Raw genomic sequence first — 20,664 nt, 5'->3', positions numbered from 1 at the left:
GAGCAGGCACGCCAACGGCCAGATGATCAAAGGCTCTTGTCTGAACACTTAGCCCGCTCTTAGCACCGCCGCAGCGCGGCCCTATCCCCCGACGCGCGAGCCTCGGTCCATCACCGGACACCAACAGGAGGTTCACCATGAAGCGCACATCGGTCGTGCTGCTCACCTCGGGAGCACTCGTCGCCGCGATCACCGGCACCGCGCTCGCGGGCGGGAGCGACGACCCCTCCCCCACGCGCAGCGCGTCGCCGAGCTCGGCCTCGTCCACCGCGACACCCGGCCCCGGAACCAAGTCCCCGGTGGAGACGCCGTCCGACGCGCCGACGACGGCCCCGACAGCCGACGACACCGCCCTGGCCGCGACCGCTCCCGGGCAGGGGTCGGTGAGCTCCCGGCGAGCCGCGGAGATCGCGCTCTCCCACGTGGGCGGCGGGACCGTCACCGAGGTCGAGTCCGAGTGGGAGCACGGCCGCACGGTCTGGAGCGTGAAGATCGTCAAGAACGGCGGGCGTTACGAGGTGCACGTGGACCGGGCCGACGGCGAGATCACTCGGTCGCGGGTGAAGGCGGACGACGGCCGCGCTGACGACCGAGGCGACGGCCGGGACGACGTGTCCGGCGGGGACGACCACGGCGGGGAGCACGACGACGATACGACCGACGACCACCACCGGGGCGGCCGTGGGGACGACAGTGGCCGCCGCGGCGGCGACGAGGACGGCGGGCACGGCGGCCGGCACCACGACTGAACCGACGCGCGGGGAACGCGACCGGGCGGCGTGGGGGTCGCGGTCGTCGACATCGGCCGCCGCCTGCGGGAGAGGGCGGCTCCGCGACCGCTACCCGCCCCGCAGGCGCTCGGTCAGCCGGGCCAACAAGCCGACGGCGTCGTGCAGTTGCCGCCGTTCCTCGGCACTGAGCGCCTCACTGATGGCGGCGTTGAGCCGGCCCGATCGCAGGCCCCGTTCGGCATTCAGGCGGGTCCGTCCGGCGTCGGTGATGTGGATGAGGAGTTTGCGCTTGTCGGTGGGGTGGGGCTCGGCGCGGACGAGGCCGTTGGCCAGAAGCTCCTTGACCGCCTTGGCGACGGATTGGTGCGTCACTCCGCGCCGGTGCGCCAGCTCGGCAGTGGTCTGGGGACCGCTCCGGTCGAGGTGCCCCAGGGCGGCGGCCTCTCCGGACGGCATGGTGTCCACCGTGCGTACGACTCGGACCAGTTCCCCGATCGTGTGGCGCAGCTCCTCGGCCAGGGCTTCGTCGTCCATGACCGCACTCTACCTACAGAACCGAACTGTACAGTCCGGCTGCGCAGTGCGGCCGTGCGCCGCGGCGTTTGCCGTCACCGCCGGATGTAGCCGAGTTCGGCCGCCGTGGCCACGGCGGCGGTGCGGGAGTCCACTCCGAGTTTGACGTACACGCGGGCCAGGTGGGACTTCACCGTTCCCTCGGTGAGGTGAAGTCGCTTGCCGATCGCCTGGTTGGACAGCCCCTCGGCCACCAGCACGAGGACCTCCGTCTCCCGCCTGGTCGGAGCGGTCCCGGGGGTCCGCAGCCGGTTCATCAGCCGGTCCGCGACCGCGGGCGCCAATGCGGTGCGGCCTGCTGCCGCGGTGCGGACGGCGGCCGCCAGGTCCTCCGGGGGCGCGTCCTTGAGGAGGTAGCCGGTGGCGCCGGCCTCGATGGCGCGAAGCGTGTCCGCGTCGGTGTCGTAGGTGGTGACGATCAGTACCCGCGGGGCTCGGGACCGGGCCGTGATGGCGGCGGTCGCGTCGGCGCCGTTCATCCCCCTGCCGAACTGGAGATCCATGAGGACGACGTCGATGTCGCCCCGCGCTGCGCGGGCGACGGCGTCCTCGGCGGTGGGCGCCTCGGCCACCACCTCGATACCGTCCTCGGTCTCCAGCACGGCACGCAGTCCTGCCCGTACGACGGGATGGTCGTCGGCGAGGAGCAGGCGGATCGGGGTGCGGGTCACGGGCGGGCCTCGGGTTCAGTCATGGCGGCGGGAAAGCGGGTCGGGGGTGGGGGGTCGGTCTCCACCGGGGAGGTCTGGGCCCTCGGCGGGAGCCAGGGGGAGCCGAGCGGTGAGCGCGGCGCCGTGGCCCGGCCTGGACTCGACGGTCAGGGTGCCGCCCAGGGCGTGGACACGGGCGCGCATCGCGGCCAGTCCGAACCCGCCTGCTTCGCCCTCGGGGTCGGGTGGACGGCGGGCCTCGAAGCCGCGCCCGTCGTCGACGATGCTGAGGACCACCTCGTCCTCCGGAAAGCCGAGGGCGACGTCGACCAGGGTCGCTTCGGAGTGGCGAACGGTGTTGGCGAGGGCGGACTGCGTGATGCGGAGCAGGGCGACCTCGTTCGCGGTCGGCAGCGGCCGCGTGTCGCCGGCCAGGTGGAAGCGCGCGGTGACCTCGTGGCGGGCGTCGGTGGTGGCGCAGAGACGCTCCAGGGCATCGGCCAGGGTGGTGCCTTCCAGCGCCGGCGGTGACAGCGCCACGACGAAGCGCCGGGCCTCGGCGAGGTTGTCCACGGCAGCCTGGCGGGCCTGGCCGATGTGGCGGACGGCGCTGTCCGGGGTGCCCGGCAGGGCACGCTCGGCGGCACGCAGCAGCAGCTGGATGCTGGACAGCCCCTGCGCGAGGGTGTCGTGGATCTCGCGGGCGAGGCGTGCGCGCTCGCCCAGTACGCCTGCGGTGTGCTGCGCGGCGGCCAGATCGGCGCGCGTCGCGGTCAGCTCCTCGATGAGACGGCGTCGCTGTTCGCTCTCCAGGTACAGGGCTTGATACCCCCACACCACGGCCACCGCCACGGCCGCGCCGAGCGCCGGGCCGATCACCATGGCCGCGCCGAAGGTGCCCTGATGTGCGGCGAAGCCCGCGACGGCGGCCAGCGCGGTGACGGTGACCGCACCCAGCGCGGTGTGGCGGCCCAGCAGGTGCAGTTCGAGGAAGTACAACGGGAAGGCCACCCACACCCCGTCCGCGGACACGGTCAGCAGAGCCGCCCAGACGACGCCGACGGCGGAGAGCCACAAGGCGGCCGCCCGCCGCGACCGGCTCACGCGGGGCAGCAGCGGGCCGGCCGCGTAGACCAGGCCGCAGGCCCCGGCCACGGCGACCACCCACCCGGCCTCCGGGCGGCCGGCGGCAACGGCACGGACGGCGGCCAGCACGAGCAGCCCGGCGACCAACAGGTGCAGGGACCAGGCCATGGCTCTGGTGGTGGGGGTCAAGGCGGGCGCGGCGTTCACAGTCCTTCCAGCCTAAGGAGGATTCCGAGGCGCGGCCTCCATCGAAAGTTACAAGCGGCCCGCCGCCTTTCGATCCGACACCTGCTGTCCTGCGCCCGATGCCTGCGCAGTGGACCGGCGGCCAGAGTGGGCGTACCCGCCTCCCCTCATGAAAGTGCAGGCCGAAGACGTGTTCGTCGCCTGGAGAGACCTGAGATTCGCCAGAGGGCGCTTCGCCCTGATGGCCGTCGTCATCGTGCTGATCACCTTGCTGGTGGGTCTGCTGTCCGGTCTGACCGCCGGTCTGAGCCGGCAGAACACCTCCGCAATCACGTCGCTGCCCGCCGACCGGATCGCCTTCGGCGCGCAGGGCGAGGATGTGTCGTTCGCCGACTCGACCGTCACCGAGAGGCAGTGGCAGCGGTGGGCCGAGGCGCCCGGCGTCGTCCACAGCGAACCACTCGGCATCACGACCACGAAGGCGACCTCCGGGGACCGGAGCGCAGGCGTCGCCGCCTTCGGTGTGCAGTCCGGCTCCACGCTCGCCCCCTCCGGCGACAGGATCGACGCCCACGCGGTGGTTCTCTCCACCGGCGCCGCCGACGACCTGGGCGTCACGGCGGGCGGCACCATCACACTGGCGGGGCAGGAGCTGACCGTCGCCGCGGTGAGCGGTGACGCCTCCTTCAGCCACACCCCCGTCGTGTGGACCAGCCTCGGAACCTGGCAGAGGACCGCACCCCGCGGGGACCGACCGCACGGGCCCGGCGCCACCGTCATCGTCGTGGCGGCCGACTCCGGAGCCGACCTCGCCTCGGTCGACGCGGCGGCGGGTACCAGGACGGTGTCCAAGGACGACTCCCTGTCCGCGATCGGCTCCCATGCCTCCGAGAACGGCTCGCTGCAGCTGATGCGAGCCTTTCTGTTCGTCATCTCCGCCCTGGTCGTCGGCGCCTTCTTCTCCGTCTGGACCATCCAGCGCAGCGGTGACGTCGCCGTCCTCAAGGCGCTGGGCGCCTCCACCACCCATCTGCTCAAGGACGCGCTCGGCCAGGCCGTCGTCCTGTTGGCCGGCGGCACTCTGATCGGCACCGCGCTCGCCGCCGGCGTGGGCGTCCTCGTCGCCGACGGCCGGGTGCCGTTCCTCCTCTCCCCCGTCACCAGCGCCGTGCCCGCCGTCGTGATCATCGTGCTCGGCGCACTCGGTGCGGGTCTGTCCGTCCGCCGCATCACCTCCGTCGACCCGCTGACCGCTCTGGGGAGCGTCCGATGAGCCTCGCCCTGACCGACGTCACGCTCACCTACCCCGACGGCGCATCCCGCCTGACCGCCCTGGACCGGGTCACCCTCCAGGTCCCCGAGGGCACTCTGACCGCCGTCGTCGGCCCGTCCGGCTCCGGCAAGTCCAGCCTCCTCGCCGTCGCCGCCACGCTCATCACCCCGGACACGGGCACCGTCACCATCGACGGCACGCCCACCACCGGGATGACCCGGCATGAACTCACCGACCTGCGCCGCCGCACGATCGGCATCGTCTTCCAACAGCCCAACCTGCTGCCCTCGCTCACGGCCGTCGAGCAACTCCTGGTCGTCGCGCACATCGACGGCCGCAAGCCGCGCACGGCCCGCGACCGCGCCATGGACCTGCTCGACGCCGTCGGCCTGGCCGATCAGCACGACCGGCGCCCCCATCAGCTCTCGGGCGGCCAGCGCCAGCGCGTCAACATCGCCCGGGCCCTGATGAACGCCCCCACCGTCCTCCTGGTCGACGAACCCACCAGTTCCCTCGACCACGAGCGCGGAGCCGCGGTGATCGACCTGCTCACCCGGCTCACCCACCGACGAGCCACCGCCACCGTCCTCGTCACACACGACCCCAGCCACCTCACCGCCGTCGACCAGGTCGCCGAAGTCCGTGACGGACGTCTTCGCGCTCGGTGAGCAGGGGCTGAAAGAGCTTCCGGCGACGGTGAAGCGGCTCGATAAGGTGCCCGCGTGCCGGGAGTTGAGGAGCGTCGGAACGCAGTGGCGCCGGAGGGTTGTCGTATGTGGGTGCAACGGGTGATCGAACTGGCCGGGTGGGAGCCGCTCGGGACAGCCGTCGACTGGCGGGTGGTCGAGGGCGAGTTGGGGGTCCCGCTGCCCGCGGACTACAAGGAGCTCTACGCAGCCTTCGGGGGCGGCGTCTTCAGCGATTCCGTCCACTTTCTGGCGAGCGACGAGGGCCTCGCGTTCGACTTCCTGACGCAGTGGCGGGTCGCCCTGTCGGTCGACCGGGAGAGCACGCCTGATGGCGTCTCCGCCGTCGAGCCCTACGCGGTCTACGCGCCGGGCGGCAGGGGGCTGGTGACGTGGGGCGGCACCGAATGGGCCGACGAGTACTGCTGGCTGATCGACGCCGAAAGGCCGGGCAAGTACCCCGTCCTCGCCAGATCCGACGACTGCGCATGGATCCAGTACGACATGTCCACCTCGGAGTTCCTCTACCGCGTCCTTGCCGATGACGACTTCCGGCCGTTCGGGATCGCCCGGTATGGACTCGGCGCAACGTTCAGTCCCGGTTCCCGCGATGACACGGGAGTCGACGAGCAGCCACGCCGGGCCACCCAGCTCTGACCTGTAGAGATCCGTCCCGTACGCGCCGCCGCACCCACCTCCCTCGTGGCGGGACAGAAACCGTCGGCAGGCGTGCCTCACCGTGGCGGTGAGTACGCACCGCTGTGCCACGCCCACAACCGTGGCGCCCGGCACGGGCCTTCGGCCGTCACTCGCCATCCGGCCGGCCCGTTCGTCCGGGGTCAGTCGTCGTCGCTCCCCCGGCGGCTGCTGCTCCCCGAGCTGCGCGCCAGCTCACCGGCCACGAGCGTCACCTTGGCCACGACGCGGGCCCATCGGGGCCCACCCCGCTCCGCCCAGACCACGCATGCGCATCCGCCCAGGACAACCACCAACACCCCGAGCATCACTACGACAGCCACCGGACCTGCCCTCCCCCACGCGCATGCAACGTCGTTCCTCAAGACCGACTCCGGTCGACGGCGGTTCCCACACGGCAGCCTTGATCAACGCGGCTGACGGGGCGATGTCTCGCTCTCCCGCAGCCGGCCTACGTCCGGACCCAGCGGTGTTGGCCTCTCCATCGGAGTCACCTTCCTTCCCAGTGCCTCACTGCGCTGAGCGACGTGTGGTGCCCCGAGGCCGACGCACACCACGGCGAGCAGTGAGGCCGTCCGGCGTGGCCATGGCGGAACCCCCGCGCCCACCCACATCACCTACGCCATCCGTCCCTCACGCACTCCCCCAGAGTGCGGGCGGGCGCCCACCCCCACCGGGGAATCGATGGGCCGCGGGCCGTCCCCGTAGTCCACATCGGGCCCCTGACCTACGTGTCACCGCGCCGTAGGGGGCCGGCAGACCGCTCGGACCATGTCGGGATAGTGCCCGCTGACCAGAACCCATGGCCTGACCGAGTCATGACAGATTCGGTCAGGTATCCCCTAGCCTCCCCCTGCACCACCTGACCCAGCGGTCGCCCGAGTGGACGTCCCGTCCGCGGGGGCCGTCGAGATTCTGGGGGGAACTCGCCATGTGGCGCTTCATACCCGGCCTTTTACGGCACAGACCTGCGCGCCGCGCGCACAGCGGCCGCCTGCTCGCCGTGATCGCGGCCCTGCTGTTGTCGGTCACCGCCTTCCAGTCGCCCGCCACCGCCGGTGTGCCGTCGGCGGACGGCACACCGGTCACATCCACCGCCGAGGGTGGCCCCACGGCCAAGTCGGGCCCCGCCGCCCGTTCCAAGCCGAAGCCCAAGTACCAGGTTCCCGAGTACGATCCGCAGCCGCTGACCAACAAGCAGCCGGGCGAGACACCCCCGGACCCGCCCGGCCCGGTCAGCTACGCAGGATTCGAACCAGGAATTCGCGCCCTCCTGGAGGACCTGCAGAGCGGCAGTCTCAACGAAGAGGCGTTCATCAACCACGCCTACGCGACGCTCGGTTACCGCGGTGGCATACCCGCGCGCTACCGCGACACCGCCAAGGTGCCCCAGGAGCAGCGCCAGATCCTGGCCATGGTGCTCGGCCGGGAGCTGGTCAGGCTGGGCCACCCGATCCGCAACTCGGTCAAGAACGAGCTGGACCGGGCCGACCTCCTCGCGCCCTTCATCAGCCGCGCGGCCCCGGAGCTCGCTCCGACGGCGACGGCGGAGTGCCAACAGCGCAGCCTGCCGGGCGACTTCCAGTGTCTGCACCAGACGGCCAACTTCTCGGTCTTCTACCGCACCACGGGTGTGCGCAACGTCGACACCTACGACGGCGCCGGCGACCCGGCACAGGGCGACGTGGCCGGCAACGACGTACCGAACTACGTCGAACGCCTCTCCCGCTCCCTGGAGGTGTCCTGGTCCACCTACACGTCGACGCTGGGCTACCACCCGCGGCAGGACAGTGACAGGAAGGTCGCCGTCTTCCTCGGCTCGCCGCACGTGGACAGCGGCGTCGGCTTCGTCCAGCCGTACGAGGTCGCCGACGAGAACGTCATCCATATCGGTACCGACTACGGCGCGGGGCACGAGGCCGACGAGTTCTACCTGCCGCGGCACGAGCTGTTCCACACCATGCAGTACGGCTACATCGGCATCGGACTCGTCTTCAACCCCTTCGATCTGAACGCCTGGATGGAGGGCAGTGCCGAGTGGGCCGCCCATCAGGCGATGCAGAACGACAGCACCGTGCCCGCCGCGAGCAACGCGAAGTACGCCAAGGCGCTGGACAACTACTTCGCACGACCGGGGCTCGACCTCACCCACCAGGACGAGTTCGGGTCGGGTCATCAGTACGGGACCTTCATTTTCGCCGAGTTCATCGAGGAGCGGCTCGGCCGCGACTCGATCCGGCGGACTTGGGAGCGGATCGACGACGCCTGGTTCCCGGACGCCAAGACCCAGATCCGCGACATGATCGAGGACGACTACCACAGCGACCCGCACACGCAGTTCAAGGACTACTGGATCGCCAACTACCAGCTGTGCGGCGGCGGCAGTGCGGCCGACTACGGAACCTACTGGCATTACGCCGACAAGGACGTGCCGGTCTGGTGCTCGCAGCTCCAGGGCACCGGCTCCGACTCCACCTTCGCCGTCCCCCGCCCGGCGCACGAGACCGTCCGGCTCCCCGCCGACACAGGCGTGGCGTCCGGCTCGTACACCGTGCACGGCGGCGGCGCGCACTTCGTGGACCTGGTGGGCCAGGCCGATCCCTCCAAGCTGTGGAACATGGCCGTACGGACCATGCAGGACGACGACCGGCGGCTCACCTTCACGGTGGTGGACTGGCAGCAGATCCCCAAGCGCTGCTACGCCGACGACGTCAGCGCCCGCGAGGAGGACAAGACGCTCGACACCCGGATCGGCGGCCGTGACTGCTTTCGAGTCACCCTGCTGCTGAGCCACGGCCTGCCCGACGAGGACGAGGAGGAGGGCCGCTGGGAGACGAAGTACACCAGTCTCTTCGGCGGCAGCATCGGCGGCGCCGCCACCGAGGTGGAGATCGGCGTCCAGCCGGGCGGCAACCTGATCACCCCGAGCGGGCGGCCCAGCGCCGGCAATGGCACCACCGACCTGGGACTGCGCCACAAGCCGACCAACTACGAGGGCGTCTCGGTCGCCGGCTGCTTCTGCGAGGGCTGGGGCATCGAGGTGACACCGCCCGGCGGCGTGGGCCAGTGGGCGGGCTGGTCGCACGGCGTCCAGGGGCTCTCCGGCAACGCGGAGATCGTGGAGTTCACGACCACGCCCACCACGGCGAAGTCCGTCGTACGGCTGGTGGGCACCGACTATCCGATCACGGTCACCCACGAGTACCGCCCGTCCGCCCGGCCCGAGTTGTACGACGTGAAGGTCACCATCGCCTCGGAGGCCCCTCCGGGTGACCAGCCGTCCGTGGTGTACCGGCGGGTCGTCGACTGGGACGTGGAGCCGACACCGCTGAACGAGTACGTCACGCTCAAGGCCGACCACGACCGCGTGGTGTTCGCCAGCGACGACGGGCTTGCCGGGCCCAACCCGCTGACCGGCCGCCCGTGGCTGCATCAGAGCGGCTCGTTCACGGACGCCGGCCCCTATGACCAGGGGACCCTGCTGGACGTCGACGTACCGGTCGACGCGGTGGCGGGTCAGCCGGGCACGTCGGGCAGCTTCGATCTGTACTACGGAGCCGCGGCCGACCAGCAGACCGCACTGGACGCGCTGGGCGCGGTGAACGCGCCGGTCTACTCGCTCGCCAAGCCCAGTACGGCGGGCAACCCGGCCAGCGGCAGCCCGGTCACCTTCGTCCTCGGCTACAAGCCCTGAACCGCCGGTGCCTCCGCACCCGCCTCGGCGGGTGCGGAGGCACCCTGCCGTTCCGGCGGCCGGGGTACGCACACTCACGCCCCCGGTGCTGTCCGAAGCGGCCTGCACCGGCGTCCGGAACGAGCCGGGCGCAGCGTCGCGGGGCCCGGACTCCGTGTGCGCACAGGACACACCCGACGAACTTCACGCCCTTCAGCCGGGCCTCCGTCTCGGACTTATACCGTGAGCAGGTGCACAACGTGTCAAAGTGGGCGCTCGCTTCGTCGGCGTGCGCCCCGCTCGTCTTCATCTCGGGCTGGGTGGTCGCCGCGCGGCTGGAAGGACCCGGCTACAACCCGGTCACGCAGACGATCAGCATCCTGGCGACCTACGGCGCGGCAGGCTTCTGGGTGATGACCACGGCCCTGCTGTCGCTGGGCGTCTGCCATCTCCTGACCGCCTGGGGACTCCGCTCGGTCGCGGCGGCGGGGCGGCTCGCGTTGGCGGGCGGCGGAGTCGCCGCGCTGCTGGTGGCCGTGGTCCCCGCCCCGAGCAGTGGAGGTTCCCTGCGCCACGGCACCGTGGCGGTCATCGGATTCACGCTTCTTGCGGTGTGGCCCGTCCTGGCCTCCGAAGGCCGCGCCAACGCCCCGTGGGCCCTGCGCCGCGCACCCTCGGTCACGGCGACCGGGGTCATGCTTCTCGGGGCGGCCTGGTTCCTCGTCGAAACACAGCGTCAGGGCGCCAGCGGAGTGGCCGAGCGCTTCGTGACAGCCATCCAGTCCTCGTGGCCCTTCGTGGTCGTCGCCTCGTGCATGTTCCAGGCCCTGCGGTCGAACGAGCCGCCGGCCTGACCGCGAGCGGACGCGGACGCCGGACGTCCACGTCGCTCAGGCGTGCGGGGAATGCGGTGCCGGGGTAGGGAGCCAAGGCCCTGTCGACCGCCGGGGATGCGGAGGCGCCGAAGGGGGCTGCGTCAGCGGTCGCGCAGCTTGCGGGCCGGCAGCACCACGCTGGCGGCCGCCTTCAAGGTCGCCTCGTCGTTGGCGAAGGCGGCCAGTGCGTCGTTGTCGGTCAGTTCACCGCCGGGCCAGGGGCGCGTGGTCAGGATGAGGCAGGCGCAGCCGCGCTCGGCGATCGCCGCCATCCACTCCCCCGACGGAACGATCTGCGCGTTGACCTGCGGCATGGTCAGGACCGTCGAACCCTCGACCACGAGCAGGCTGATCGGCAGGCTCGGCCGGGTGCCGGCGTCCACCAGTCCCTCGTCGACGGAGAGTCCGGCGTTGTGCAGCAATTGTTCGACGGCGGCCGAGGAGCCTTCGGGGCCGTTCTCGCCGTCGCCGAGGGAGAAGGCGAGAACGTAGGGGATGGAGCCCTTGGGGGTTTCCCGGCTCCAGGACATGGCAACGAAGGTGCCCAGTTCCGCGGAGCGTACGGGGCGCGTTTCTGTGGAGTTGGAGGTCACCGCGTGACCGTATCGGCGCCACGACGACACCCTCTGCCCCGTTCACCCGACCGGGCGACATCGCGGGAGTCCTCTACACGAACGAAGGACGACGGAGGACGGCCGCGGCCGGGCGTGCATGGCCGCGTCCGCCCGTCTGCGCAGCCCGGTCGAACCTCCGACCGACCAACGGCCACACGGCGAGCCGCTCACCGCCCTGCGGCCCCGGATCGACCGGGCGGAACGAGGAGCACGTCTTCCTACGAGAGGGGAAGGCTCATGACCATGACGGCGGATTCCCGGACGAGGGACGTCGACGATCTCGGTACGCATGGCTGAACGACCTCGTGTGCCTGGGGTCGGGCTACCCCGTCAAGGGCGGAGTCGGCTACCGGGTCTCGAAGGTCGAGTGACCTGCCACCGGCCCACAACAACTCGTCGACCGGCCCTGCGGGCACCGGATTTCGCCGGGCAGGCCCGACGACCTGGCCGACGCCGCGGCCACCAACATGCCCCGGACCGTGGGCGGTTCCGTCGGCCTGTCCTTGCCCCGGCAAGCGCCCGGGCACTCCGACGCCGGTGCCGGACAGCGGCTGGACGTCACCTACGACGACAAGAGCGGCGTGCTGCGCATACGGCAGATCGAAGCCGGCGGCAGCACGACCATCCATACCTGCACCCGAGTCCGAACGGCGCTTGCGCCGTCCGCGTCCACGGCATGATCAAGGACCTCGGTGCCGCCGTACGGCGAGGGCCCGAGTGCCCGTCCCGCTGACGGGGCAGCGGCGCCCCAAGGCCTCTGTGCGACGTGCGGAGGTCCGGGCCCCCCACCGCGTTGCGTCGGGCCGACCGGCCGGAACGAGGCTAACGTCGCCCTGCATGACGATGAAGCTCCCCCTGGACGCGGTGCCCCGCCTCACGGGCGCGGTGGTCCTCGGCGCCGTGGTCGGCGTGATCGTCGCGCTGACGGAGGACGTGCTGCTGGGCCTGCTGACCGGAATCGCCGCGACGGAGCTGGTCTTCGTCCTCGCGGGCTGGCTGGTGCTGTGGCCCATGGATGCGGCGGCCACCCGCCGCAACGCGCGGCGCGAGGATTTCCGGCCCGCGACCGACGAGATCGCGGTGGTCGCCGTGGCCCTGTGCGGGCTGTTCGCGATCGTGCTCCTGCTTCTGCGTGGCGGCAGGGCCGACGACGGTCACGCCGCGGCGGTCACCGCCCTGGGCGGCGTCTTCATGGCCTGGTCCGCGCTGCACCTGATGTACGCCACCCGCTACGCATGCACGTATTACCAGGACAACGGCGGAATCGACTTCAATTCCAAGCACCCGCCCTCGTACCGCGACTTCTTCTATTTCAGCTACAACCTCGGAATGACCTACCAGGTGTCCGACACCGACGTCTCCAGTTCCGCGATCCGCTCGACGGTGCTCCGGCACTCCCTGCTGTCGTACGTGTTCGGCACCGGCATTCTCGCGACGGCCATCAACGTCGTCGTGGGCATCGTGAGCGACTGACACCCGGTCGCCCACCCCTCGGGGCGAAGCCCGGGAACTGCGGCTCGCGGACGATCTCCCGTCGATCAACGGGCTTCTGTCGACAGCGACTTCCCTCCCGGCCCGGCCGTGAGAAGCCGACGGCACGCCCGGCCCCTGCGGCGGGTTCCCGTTCCGGTTGCGCAGGCATGGGGGCCGCGAAAGGGTGGAGGGGACGCAACGCCACCGAAAGCATCCCTGCCCGCCGTCCGGCGTGTGCCGATCGGGCGCCTCCTCACCGGGTCCTCGCCGGCACCGCTGACCCTGCGGGCAGGACGGAGCCGGCCAGGACCGTCGCCGAGCTGCTCTGCGGCGACGAGAACCGCATGACGTGCATGGACATGGGGGTGCAGTAGGACGAGGGCGACCCGGCCCGGAACGAGCAGCACCGCGGGAAGCCCGGGCACGTGACGCCCGGGCGGTCATTCGAGGAGACGGCCCATGACGCACCACAAGTCCAACCGCGCTGTCGAAGGCGATCCGGACACCGGCCACAGCAGGGGCATGCCGCGGCGGGCGGACGACGAGGAACTCCAGAGGCGCACGCAGCGCGACCGGCAGGAGGCCGGTCTGCCGGGCGGCCCGGCCGATGACCCCGACGCCGCGTACCTGGAGGCACGCGAGGAGGTGGCCCGGCAGGTCCGCATCGGTGAGATGCCTTCGGGCATGACCACTCGGCGGTCCCGGGCCCCGTTCCCTCCCTCTGCCTACGAGGGCTGAGCCTGAGCCCTCCTGCGCCTGGACAGAGTGATCGGTGCCGGTCACGACTGCGTCTCGCGGGGGGAACGTGGACCCGCGCCTCGATGCGGAACGCTCGCCATCGAGCCGAATCGCGGCGATATGTCAATTGTGTCAGTGTGGATCGCGGTTTCTGCAGGATTTCTGATGTCCCGCGAGTGAGGGAGGTTGCCATGTCCTCGAAGCGACGCCGGAAGAAGAAGAGCAGGCGCAAGCACGCCGCGAACCACGGCAAGCGGCCTCAGTCCTAGGCTCGGCCGGCGACCGTTGTCGGCAGGCCGGCGGGGCTCATGCCCCCCGGCCTTTTCCTTGCCCGTCCGGATAATGCGAGTGCGATGCGGTCGCCCTGCGTGATACTCCTCGCTGCCATGAGCGATCTTGTGACAGCGCGGCTCGTGCTTCATCCGATGACCCTCAGCGAGGCCGAGCGAGTGGTGGCGGGAGGGCCCGACGACGGAGGCCGATGGGCACCCGGTTACCCCGCCCAAGGGGATCTGTTCGCCGCCCGCCGCTTCCTCGGCACCTGCGCGGACACCGGTGATCCCCAGCCGTTCGGCAACTACGAGATCCGTCGCCTCGAGGACGGCCTGGCGATCGGCGGCCTCGGCTTCCACGGCCCCGCGGACGCGAGCGGCAGCGTCACGATCGGTTACGGCCTCGTCCCGGCTGCCAGAGGCCAGGGCTACGCCGCCGAGGCGCTCCGCGAGCTGCTGCTCTTCGCTCGGGCACGCGGCGTCACCCGCGTGCGAGGCGACGCCGACCACGACAACATCGCCTCGCACCACGTCATGACGGCCGCCGGCATGCGACCTGCGGGCCAGGACGAACGCGTCAGGCACTTCGAGATCGTCTGGACCGGCACGACGGCACACGCCGACGCCCCCTAGCGGGCCGCCGGACCTCAGGACACCGCTCGCGCGGTGCGGCGGGCGACCGGCGTCAGGCCGTGAGATCAGGGCCGCTTGGGCCCGTGAGGTGGCTCCTGCGGAGGGCAGCCCGCCAGGCGAGTGCGACCGCCGCCTCGGCCAGGCCGAGCAGGACCAGCCACAGGCCGAGCAGCCGGGTCAGAGCGCGAGCGGACTCGGTCGGCAGGGCGAGTACGACGATTCCCGCGACGATACCGAGCACACCGACCGCCAGGAGGACCCAGCGGTGCGGCAGGTCCTTGACCGCGAGGGCCGTGTAGAGGGTGAGGATGCCGGACACGAGCCACATCAGCCCGACGATCAGCGACAGCGCGGCGATGGTCTGCAACGGGTTCCGCAGGCACAGCACCCCGGCCAGGACGTACAGCACGGCCAGCAGCAGTCCCGGGATCCGTTCGCCGTGACCTTCCCCGGCGAAGACGGCCACGAAGCGGAACAGTCCGGTGACCAGCAGGTACAGGCCGATGAGGACGGCCAGGACGTGCAGGGTCTCGTCCGGCCAGACCAGAATCAGGATGCCCGGCACCAGGGTGGCGATCGCGGAGCCGAGGATCCAGGTCCAGGAGCGGCCGAGCCGCTTCAGTACGTCCGCGGGATCCCCGGCCGGGCCGGGACCGGCCTGGACGCCGGCGCCCCCGGGAGCCGGGCCGGGACCGGCCTGGACGCCTGCGCCACCGGGAGCCGGCGCGTCGGGTTCGTGTTCCGGTCCGGTGTGCGGTGCCGGACCTCGCGACATCGTCATGGCTCCTCCTCGCGCTGCCGAGCGTTGCGACCGGACCGTCGGCGAGGGCGGAGGGATGACACGAGGGGGTGGGCGACCGCTCCGCCGTCCCGCGTGCCGGGAACGACTCGCTCACCCGCGGCGGGTGAGTCGCCCGGAACTCCGGGGCGGCGGGATGGGCAGGGGCCACGCATCGTCCGCGAGGGGGCCGCACTTGACGGTGCGGCCCGCCTTGCATCGATCTCGTCGACGTCTGCCGCGGAGCTCACCACCACTGTCCGTCGATGCCGGGCCAGGAGCAGCGCTTCCTCCCTCAGCATCGCAGTGTTCTCGCACTCGCGCTCGGCACGCGCCGGGCCGGCCCGGCCCGGAACACGCAGCGGCACGGGGCCGGCGGGCCACTCCGTGGCGACGCCGCGATCCCGTGCCGGGCTGGATCGGGGCCGGTGCTCGAAGGCGCCCGCCGACCGCGGTCGTCCTCAGGCAAGCCGCAGGTCGATCCAGGGGATCGTGTCGCCCGGCAGAAGGTACCGTTCGGTCTCGACGAACCCGTGCTTCAGCGCGAAGCGCAGCCCGTCCTCATTGCTGGAGAGGACCACCGTCTCGATCACCTCGGCACCGAGTCTCCGGGCCTCGGTGAGCCCTCGTACGTAGAGTTCGGTACCGAATCCCCGTCCTCGGTGCGCCGGGAGCACGCGGGATATGACGGTGGAGGTGGCCGTTTCGTCCGTGGGCGGTCGTACCGTGCTGCACCCGACGAGCCGGCCGTCGAGGTAGGCGACTTCGATGTGATGACGCTCCGCGCGGTCCCGGACATCCGCCAGGGAGAGCGGGTGGGTGGGGATGATCGAGTTGTGGACGTGCTGCCAGTCCCTGAGGGCCGCGTCGTCACCGGGCTGCTGGATGTGTAGGTCGAACATCGACACAGGAAATCCCAGGTGCTCGTTCGACGGCAAGCGGATTGCGGTGCCTGCGCAAGCGGCCTTCACGACCTGCGCCGCCGCCGATCGGCCAGCGCCGCGCCGGCCTGCCGGGGACGGCGACGACGTCGGTCCGGCTCGGCAGGAACGGTGTCCCGCCGAGCCGGGGTTCGGCGCGCTCAGACGTACAGCGCCTGTGACCGAAGGAAGGCGCCGCTGGCTCCCTGGGGCCGGACGGTTCCTATTTGATGTGCCAGGCCGGCCCCACCTCCAGCCACGTCCAGTGCTCGGCGGGGAGTTCCTGGCCGCGGATCCGGTGGATCGTCTCCAGCAGGAGCCCCGTCCTGGGGTCGACGATGTAGCGGTCGTCGGTCAACTGCTGCACCGGCTTCTCCGTGTCCGCGGTGTACCCGGTGATCTTCCGAGTGGCCTCGACCGCGACGCCGCTGCGTCCCCTGCTGTCCTTCACCTCACCGAGGAGCTTGATGCCGGGGATGTCGGCGAGGATCCGGAAGAGCGTCGCGCGCAGGTGCGGGCCCGCCGGTGAGTCCTCCAGCATGAGCGTGACCTGGTCGAGCCGGGCCCGGGCGTTCTTCGGGAAACGGGCTTCGAGTGCCCGCTGCTCGGTGGGCAGTCTGCCGATCTGCGGCCAGGTCAGCCATGCGTCGCCCACCCGCCACCGCTTGACCTTGCCCGCCCCTCCGGCCGGGGGCCCCACGACGGTGCCGTCCGGCGCGAGCCACCAGACCTGGCCCTTGCGGTCGAACCAGCGCGTGTCCGTCCGCTTCCCGTCGTCCTGGTTCTCCGTCGCGACCCGCACCTTCCAGTACGGGGCCCGCGACACCGGGCCCTCGGCCGCGACTCGTGCCATCTCGTCCAGGAATTCGCCTGCCGACGCCGTCGCGGTCGCCTCGCCGCCCAGGTCGAGTACGGGGTACGCCACTGTTCCGGCGGCGATCGCGGCAACCGCCGCGGCGGCCACGAGCACCCTGCGGCGGCGCGGGAACGCCCCGGCGCGGGGGCCTGTGACCGTCGCCGCGGCCGCAGTCGTCCCGCTGCCCGCACGGAGACGCGCCTCGTCGTGTGCCGCCGCTGCCACCGCCGCCTGCGCGGCGGCGACCACGCCGGCCGTGGGTCCGGCCACGTCACCGGCCGCGATGAGTTCCGCGGCTCCGGGGAAGTCGAGAAGGCCGGTGGCGCCCGAGCCTTCGAGGCGCTCCTGGTGCTCGGCGCCGCCTGTGTGTTCCGTACGTTCACTCATGCCAGGTCTCCTGTCAGCTTCAGGGGAAGGCCGGCGCGCAGCCGGTTCCGAGCGCGGTGCAGACGCGAGCGGGCCGTGCCGGCGGGGATGCCGACCACCGAGGCCGCCTCCCCGGGCGTCAGCTGCTCCCACGCCACCAGCAGCAGCAGTTCCCGTTCGTCCGACGGCAGTTGTCCGAGCAGTCGGCGTAGCTGCGGCGCCACCGCCGCCGCGTCGAGTCGCGCGTCCACCGCCTCCCACGGATCGTCGCGGCCGCCGCTCTGCGGCCCCGAGCGCTGCCGCTCGATGCGCCGCCAGTGCGCTGACAGAACGTTCCTGGCCACGCCGAACAGCCAGGCCCGCGCGGCACCGCGGTCCGCGTCGAAGCCGTGGCGCGCGGTGTACGCCTGGAGCCAGGCCTCGGCCAGCAGATCGTCCGCGGCGCCTGGCGCGCGCCGGTTGAAGTAGCCGTGCAGGGCCGCCGAATGACGTCGCACCAGTGGCTCGAAGGCCGAGGCGTCGCGCCGGGCCCGGGTGAGCAGTTCCTCGTCCGTCACGGCGCCGCCGGTGCCGGGGCCGTCCCGTTCGTCCGGTGTCACGAGCCCTCCCTCTCCGACCGCCGGACGGCGGTCTCACCCCTACTTGGCGCCGGAGCCCCGAGCCGTTCGCGGCCGGCCGTCGATCCGGGCCTTCGAGGGGCCGTGGGCGGGCATCACGTTCCGACGCCCGCCCACGGACCGTCCCGGCTAGAGGTAGGGGCGTGTGATCAGCTCGAGCGCGTGGCCGGCCGGGTCCTTGAAGTAGACGCCTCGGCCGCCGTGTTCGTGGTTGATCTCACCGGGGCGCCGCATCTGCGGGTCGGCCCAGTGCTCGATGCCCCTGTCGCACAGTCGCTGGTACGCGCGGTCGAAGAGTTCGTCGTCGATCAGGAACGCATAGTGCTGCATCTGGATCTCGACCGGCGGCTCGGCGAACTGAAGGAGTACGCCGTCGTTGAGCTGGATGTTGGTGAACGGGCCCCAGGACGGTGCTTCCGGGAGTTCCAGCAGTTCTCGGAAGAACCGGGCCGACTCGTTGCGGTCCCTGGCGGCGATGATGGTGTGGTTGAACGTGACTGTCATACGGCTGACCTCGCTGCTGCTCGGCATGGTGGACGGACTCTCGGTGCCTGAGCAGGGGGAGGTCCTCGTGCCGAACCGTGGGGGCGCGCTCGGCGCACCCGCCGAGCGGTCAGTCCTCCACCGGATAGCCGATCCGTGTGTGGCGCAATGCCGTTCCGGTGTTCACGACCGGGGACCTTACTGGATCCGGAGGACGGCGACAACGCGTCGCCGGTGCCACGGTCCCTCCCCCGTCGGCAAATCCGATCCGCCGGAGAAGCTGTCCGAGCACCGCCCTATAGTTGTCGTTCGGCAATAATGACTGTTCGGCAACAACATGCGGACCGGATGCGGGGGGGGGGATCGGGATGTTCCGGTGGCGGGCGGGGTTCGCCGTCGACGTCGGCGGGCGTCGGTCCGCGGCGCGGCTGCGCGCCGTGCGTGCCGGTGTTCAGGCCGTCTTCAACCGGGCCGAGCCGTCGCCTTCGCGCAGTTGTGAGGCCGCGGCGCCGCAGAAGGCGTCGAGGCCGTCCAGCAGGGCGGCCCGCTGGTCGGCGGGCATCTGCGCGAGGACGGCTTGCAGTTGGGCCTGGCGGTCGGAGCGGAGCCCGGAGAGGAACGCCCGCCCGCGGGGGGTCGTGAACAGGCACAGTTCGCGACGGCTGGTGGCGCTGGGGGTGCGGTGGATGAATCCGACGGCCTGCAGTCGGTCGCACAGCCGACTCGTCGACGGCGGCGTGGATCCGAGGATCTCGGCGAGCGTCCTCAGATTGATGCCCTCGTGGTGTTCGAGAACGAACAGCACGCGCAGCTGCGAGGGCGAGACGGGGGCGGTGGAGGCCCGGCTCCACAGGACTTCCAGCAGCTCCGCCGCCTGCGAGGTCAGTCGCGCCACCTCGGCGGGCTGTCGGGGCGGTGAAGTCACGGTCACACTCTCGCAGGCTCGTCAGGTGCGGTCGGCCCGCCAGGGGCCGGCCGACTCCCGTCCACAGTAGACCCGGCCCGATCGGGCCGGGGACGGCTTCGCCGCGTTCGCGGCACGGCTGTCCGTAAAAGAATAGGCTTATCCCATCATCGTGAACAGATTTGTGAAAGCTGAGCGGGCCCTGCGCACGGCGGCGCCCCACCAGTTGCTGGACGCTGTGCGCGGCGTGCTCACCGAGCAGTACGCGGCCCGTTCCGTCGAGCTCTTCCTGGCGGACTACGGCCTGACGGTGCTGCAGCCGGTGTCGGTGCTGCCGCACACCCTGGAGCCCATCTCGGTGCACAACAGTCCGGCGGGGCGGGCTTTCGGGGCGCAGTCCGCCTACGTGGAGGAGAGCGGCGGCGGCCTGGTGCGCGCCCACCTGCCGGTCACCGTCCGCGGCGACCGGCTCGGCGTCCTGTCGATCACCCTCCCCGGCGGTGAGCACTGCGAGCAGTGCCTCCCCGAACTGATCGAGATCGCCGAGATGCTCGCCCACCAGGTGGTCGTGGCATCACGGGACACCGACGTGTATCTGCAGGCGCGACGCAAGGACCGGCTGACACTGGCGGCCGAGATGCAGTGGCAGTTGCTGCCCGGCCGTTCGTGCGCCCAGCCCGAGTACGAACTCGGCGCCCAGTTGGAGCCCGCGTACGCGATCTACGGGGACAACTTCGACTGGTCGGCCACCGCCGAGCACCTGATGCTGTACGTGACCAACGGCATGGGTGAGGGCATCGAGGCATCCCTGCTGACGAACCTCGCAATCAACGCGCTGCGCAACGCGCGCCGCGCCGGCATCGGACTGGCCGACCAAGCGGCCCTCGCGGACCAGGCGGTCTACGGCCACTACCGCGGCGACTGCCACCTCTCCGTCCTCATGCTCGACTTCGAACTGGCCACCGGCCGGGTCAGTGTCGTCGACGCCGGCTCCCCGCAGATGCTGCGGCTTCGCGACGGGGTGGTCGAGCGGGTAGCCCTGGAGGCGCAGCTTCCGTTGGGGATGTTCGAGGAGACCGACTACGCGACCCAGGAGTTCCAGGTGGAACCGGGCGACCGGCTGATCTTCGTCAGTGACGGGGTGTACTCGGTGGCCTCACCGCTCGGCGAGCAGTACGGGGAGAAGGCCCTGGCCCGGGCCATCCTGTCCACCCGTCTGCTGCCGGCCGCCGAGGTGCCGCGCGCGGTGCTGCGCGAGCTGACCGGCCACCGGGGCGAGTCCCTGCCGGACGACGACGCACTCGTGGTCTGTCTCGACTGGCGCGGGCAACGGACAGATGCGGAGGCGGCGGCGACCGGCCGTTAGAACGGTCCCCCGGCGTTCCGCAGGGCTCCGTCGAACGTGAGTCCAAACGGCAGGCCACACTCTTGCCATGCAGGCTTGCCGCCGTTTTGGTGTTCACGGCCGCTTCTCGTGACTAAAGTTTGTTATACGACAAGAAACAGCGAGTCACGACGGCGTGCTGAACCCGGCGACGACGCCCGTGGATGCGGCGTGGTCCAGACGGCATCTCTGCGCGC

General features: G+C 71.3%; 22 protein-coding genes. 11 read left to right on the top strand and 11 right to left on the bottom strand.

Annotated features, from left to right (window positions below):
- The first annotated feature begins 137 nt into the window (after window positions 1–137).
- Window positions 138–749: a PepSY domain-containing protein gene (locus ACZ4NT_RS07270; protein WP_467724051.1), complete on the top strand. Its 612-nt coding sequence runs from the start codon at window positions 138–140 to the stop codon at window positions 747–749.
- 90 nt (window positions 750–839) lie between these two features.
- On the opposite strand, the gene ACZ4NT_RS07265 is transcribed toward ACZ4NT_RS07270, so the two are convergent.
- The 3 genes from ACZ4NT_RS07265 to ACZ4NT_RS07255 form a co-directional block, all read right to left on the bottom strand.
- The gene (locus ACZ4NT_RS07265) at window positions 840–1,265 is read right to left on the bottom strand and encodes a MarR family winged helix-turn-helix transcriptional regulator (protein ID WP_467724049.1); all 426 of its coding nucleotides are present in this window, start codon (window positions 1,263–1,265) and stop codon (window positions 840–842) included.
- Window positions 1,266–1,339: 74 nt separating this feature from the next.
- Window positions 1,340–1,975: a response regulator transcription factor gene (locus ACZ4NT_RS07260; RefSeq protein WP_121407906.1), complete on the bottom strand. Its 636-nt coding sequence runs from the start codon at window positions 1,973–1,975 to the stop codon at window positions 1,340–1,342.
- Between the two features lie 15 nt (window positions 1,976–1,990).
- Window positions 1,991–3,208 (bottom strand): sensor histidine kinase, encoded by a 1,218-nt coding sequence (locus ACZ4NT_RS07255; protein WP_467724046.1) that lies wholly within the window; start codon window positions 3,206–3,208, stop codon window positions 1,991–1,993.
- A gap of 208 nt (window positions 3,209–3,416) precedes the next feature.
- On the opposite strand from ACZ4NT_RS07255, the gene ACZ4NT_RS07250 reads away from it, so the two are divergent.
- The 3 genes from ACZ4NT_RS07250 to ACZ4NT_RS07240 all read left to right on the top strand — a co-directional run bounded on the left by ACZ4NT_RS07250 (window position 3,417) and on the right by ACZ4NT_RS07240 (window position 5,842).
- The gene (locus tag ACZ4NT_RS07250) at window positions 3,417–4,499 is read left to right on the top strand and encodes an ABC transporter permease (protein WP_467724180.1); all 1,083 of its coding nucleotides are present in this window, start codon (window positions 3,417–3,419) and stop codon (window positions 4,497–4,499) included.
- On the top strand, window positions 4,496–5,167 hold the full coding sequence (locus ACZ4NT_RS07245; RefSeq protein WP_467724044.1) for an ABC transporter ATP-binding protein: 672 nt from the start codon (window positions 4,496–4,498) through the stop codon (window positions 5,165–5,167). The genes ACZ4NT_RS07250 and ACZ4NT_RS07245 overlap by 4 nt, the downstream gene beginning before the upstream one ends.
- A gap of 105 nt (window positions 5,168–5,272) precedes the next feature.
- Window positions 5,273–5,842 carry an SMI1/KNR4 family protein gene (locus ACZ4NT_RS07240; protein WP_467724042.1) on the top strand — a complete coding sequence of 190 codons (570 nt, stop codon included), beginning with the start codon at window positions 5,273–5,275 and terminating at the stop codon, window positions 5,840–5,842.
- 182 nt (window positions 5,843–6,024) lie between these two features.
- Here the strand turns inward: ACZ4NT_RS07240 and ACZ4NT_RS07235 are convergent, their stop codons facing one another.
- Window positions 6,025–6,204: a hypothetical protein gene (locus ACZ4NT_RS07235; protein ID WP_121407909.1), complete on the bottom strand. Its 180-nt coding sequence runs from the start codon at window positions 6,202–6,204 to the stop codon at window positions 6,025–6,027.
- A 608-nt stretch (window positions 6,205–6,812) separates the two neighbouring features.
- On the opposite strand from ACZ4NT_RS07235, the gene ACZ4NT_RS07230 reads away from it, so the two are divergent.
- Both ACZ4NT_RS07230 and ACZ4NT_RS07225 read left to right on the top strand, forming a co-directional pair.
- On the top strand, window positions 6,813–9,575 hold the full coding sequence (locus tag ACZ4NT_RS07230) for a hypothetical protein (protein ID WP_467724040.1): 2,763 nt from the start codon (window positions 6,813–6,815) through the stop codon (window positions 9,573–9,575).
- 230 nt (window positions 9,576–9,805) lie between these two features.
- On the top strand, window positions 9,806–10,408 hold the full coding sequence (locus tag ACZ4NT_RS07225; RefSeq protein ID WP_467724038.1) for a DUF998 domain-containing protein: 603 nt from the start codon (window positions 9,806–9,808) through the stop codon (window positions 10,406–10,408).
- A gap of 122 nt (window positions 10,409–10,530) precedes the next feature.
- On the opposite strand, the gene ACZ4NT_RS07220 is transcribed toward ACZ4NT_RS07225, so the two are convergent.
- Window positions 10,531–11,022, bottom strand: coding sequence for a DUF5949 family protein (locus tag ACZ4NT_RS07220; RefSeq protein WP_121407912.1), 492 nt, complete (start codon window positions 11,020–11,022; stop codon window positions 10,531–10,533).
- Window positions 11,023–11,880: 858 nt separating this feature from the next.
- On the opposite strand from ACZ4NT_RS07220, the gene ACZ4NT_RS07215 reads away from it, so the two are divergent.
- The 4 genes from ACZ4NT_RS07215 (at window position 11,881) to ACZ4NT_RS07200 (ending at window position 14,159) form a co-directional block, all read left to right on the top strand.
- Entirely contained in the window at window positions 11,881–12,516 is a 636-nt protein-coding gene (locus tag ACZ4NT_RS07215) for a DUF1345 domain-containing protein (RefSeq protein ID WP_121407913.1), read from the top strand.
- Between the two features lie 459 nt (window positions 12,517–12,975).
- Window positions 12,976–13,254 carry a hypothetical protein gene (locus ACZ4NT_RS07210; protein ID WP_121407914.1) on the top strand — a complete coding sequence of 93 codons (279 nt, stop codon included), beginning with the start codon at window positions 12,976–12,978 and terminating at the stop codon, window positions 13,252–13,254.
- 191 nt (window positions 13,255–13,445) lie between these two features.
- A complete protein-coding gene (locus ACZ4NT_RS07205) occupies window positions 13,446–13,523 on the top strand; it encodes a 50S ribosomal protein bL37 (protein ID WP_373287922.1) in 78 nt (25 codons plus the stop codon).
- Window positions 13,524–13,640: 117 nt separating this feature from the next.
- The gene (locus ACZ4NT_RS07200) at window positions 13,641–14,159 is read left to right on the top strand and encodes a GNAT family N-acetyltransferase (protein WP_467724035.1); all 519 of its coding nucleotides are present in this window, start codon (window positions 13,641–13,643) and stop codon (window positions 14,157–14,159) included.
- Window positions 14,160–14,211: 52 nt separating this feature from the next.
- Here the strand turns inward: ACZ4NT_RS07200 and ACZ4NT_RS07195 are convergent, their stop codons facing one another.
- From ACZ4NT_RS07195 to ACZ4NT_RS07170, 6 genes are all read right to left on the bottom strand, one after another.
- Window positions 14,212–14,940 carry an HdeD family acid-resistance protein gene (locus ACZ4NT_RS07195; protein WP_467724033.1) on the bottom strand — a complete coding sequence of 243 codons (729 nt, stop codon included), beginning with the start codon at window positions 14,938–14,940 and terminating at the stop codon, window positions 14,212–14,214.
- A 458-nt stretch (window positions 14,941–15,398) separates the two neighbouring features.
- Window positions 15,399–15,839 (bottom strand): GNAT family N-acetyltransferase, encoded by a 441-nt coding sequence (locus tag ACZ4NT_RS07190; protein WP_467724032.1) that lies wholly within the window; start codon window positions 15,837–15,839, stop codon window positions 15,399–15,401.
- Window positions 15,840–16,080: 241 nt separating this feature from the next.
- Window positions 16,081–17,100 carry a hypothetical protein gene (locus ACZ4NT_RS07185; RefSeq protein WP_467724030.1) on the bottom strand — a complete coding sequence of 340 codons (1,020 nt, stop codon included), beginning with the start codon at window positions 17,098–17,100 and terminating at the stop codon, window positions 16,081–16,083.
- Window positions 17,097–17,678 carry an RNA polymerase sigma factor gene (locus tag ACZ4NT_RS07180; RefSeq protein ID WP_467724028.1) on the bottom strand — a complete coding sequence of 194 codons (582 nt, stop codon included), beginning with the start codon at window positions 17,676–17,678 and terminating at the stop codon, window positions 17,097–17,099. The genes ACZ4NT_RS07185 and ACZ4NT_RS07180 overlap by 4 nt, the downstream gene beginning before the upstream one ends.
- A 147-nt stretch (window positions 17,679–17,825) precedes the next feature.
- Window positions 17,826–18,200, bottom strand: coding sequence for a VOC family protein (locus ACZ4NT_RS07175; protein ID WP_121408640.1), 375 nt, complete (start codon window positions 18,198–18,200; stop codon window positions 17,826–17,828).
- A gap of 430 nt (window positions 18,201–18,630) precedes the next feature.
- Window positions 18,631–19,110: a MarR family winged helix-turn-helix transcriptional regulator gene (locus ACZ4NT_RS07170; RefSeq protein WP_467724026.1), complete on the bottom strand. Its 480-nt coding sequence runs from the start codon at window positions 19,108–19,110 to the stop codon at window positions 18,631–18,633.
- A gap of 145 nt (window positions 19,111–19,255) precedes the next feature.
- Between ACZ4NT_RS07170 and ACZ4NT_RS07165 the strand changes: the two genes are divergently transcribed.
- On the top strand, window positions 19,256–20,449 hold the full coding sequence (locus ACZ4NT_RS07165; protein ID WP_467724024.1) for a PP2C family protein-serine/threonine phosphatase: 1,194 nt from the start codon (window positions 19,256–19,258) through the stop codon (window positions 20,447–20,449).
- Window positions 20,450–20,664 lie beyond the last annotated feature (215 nt).

It is taken from the genome of Streptomyces sp. NPDC026417, assembly GCF_055567695.1.
This window is presented reverse-complemented; position numbering and strand designations above follow the sequence as displayed.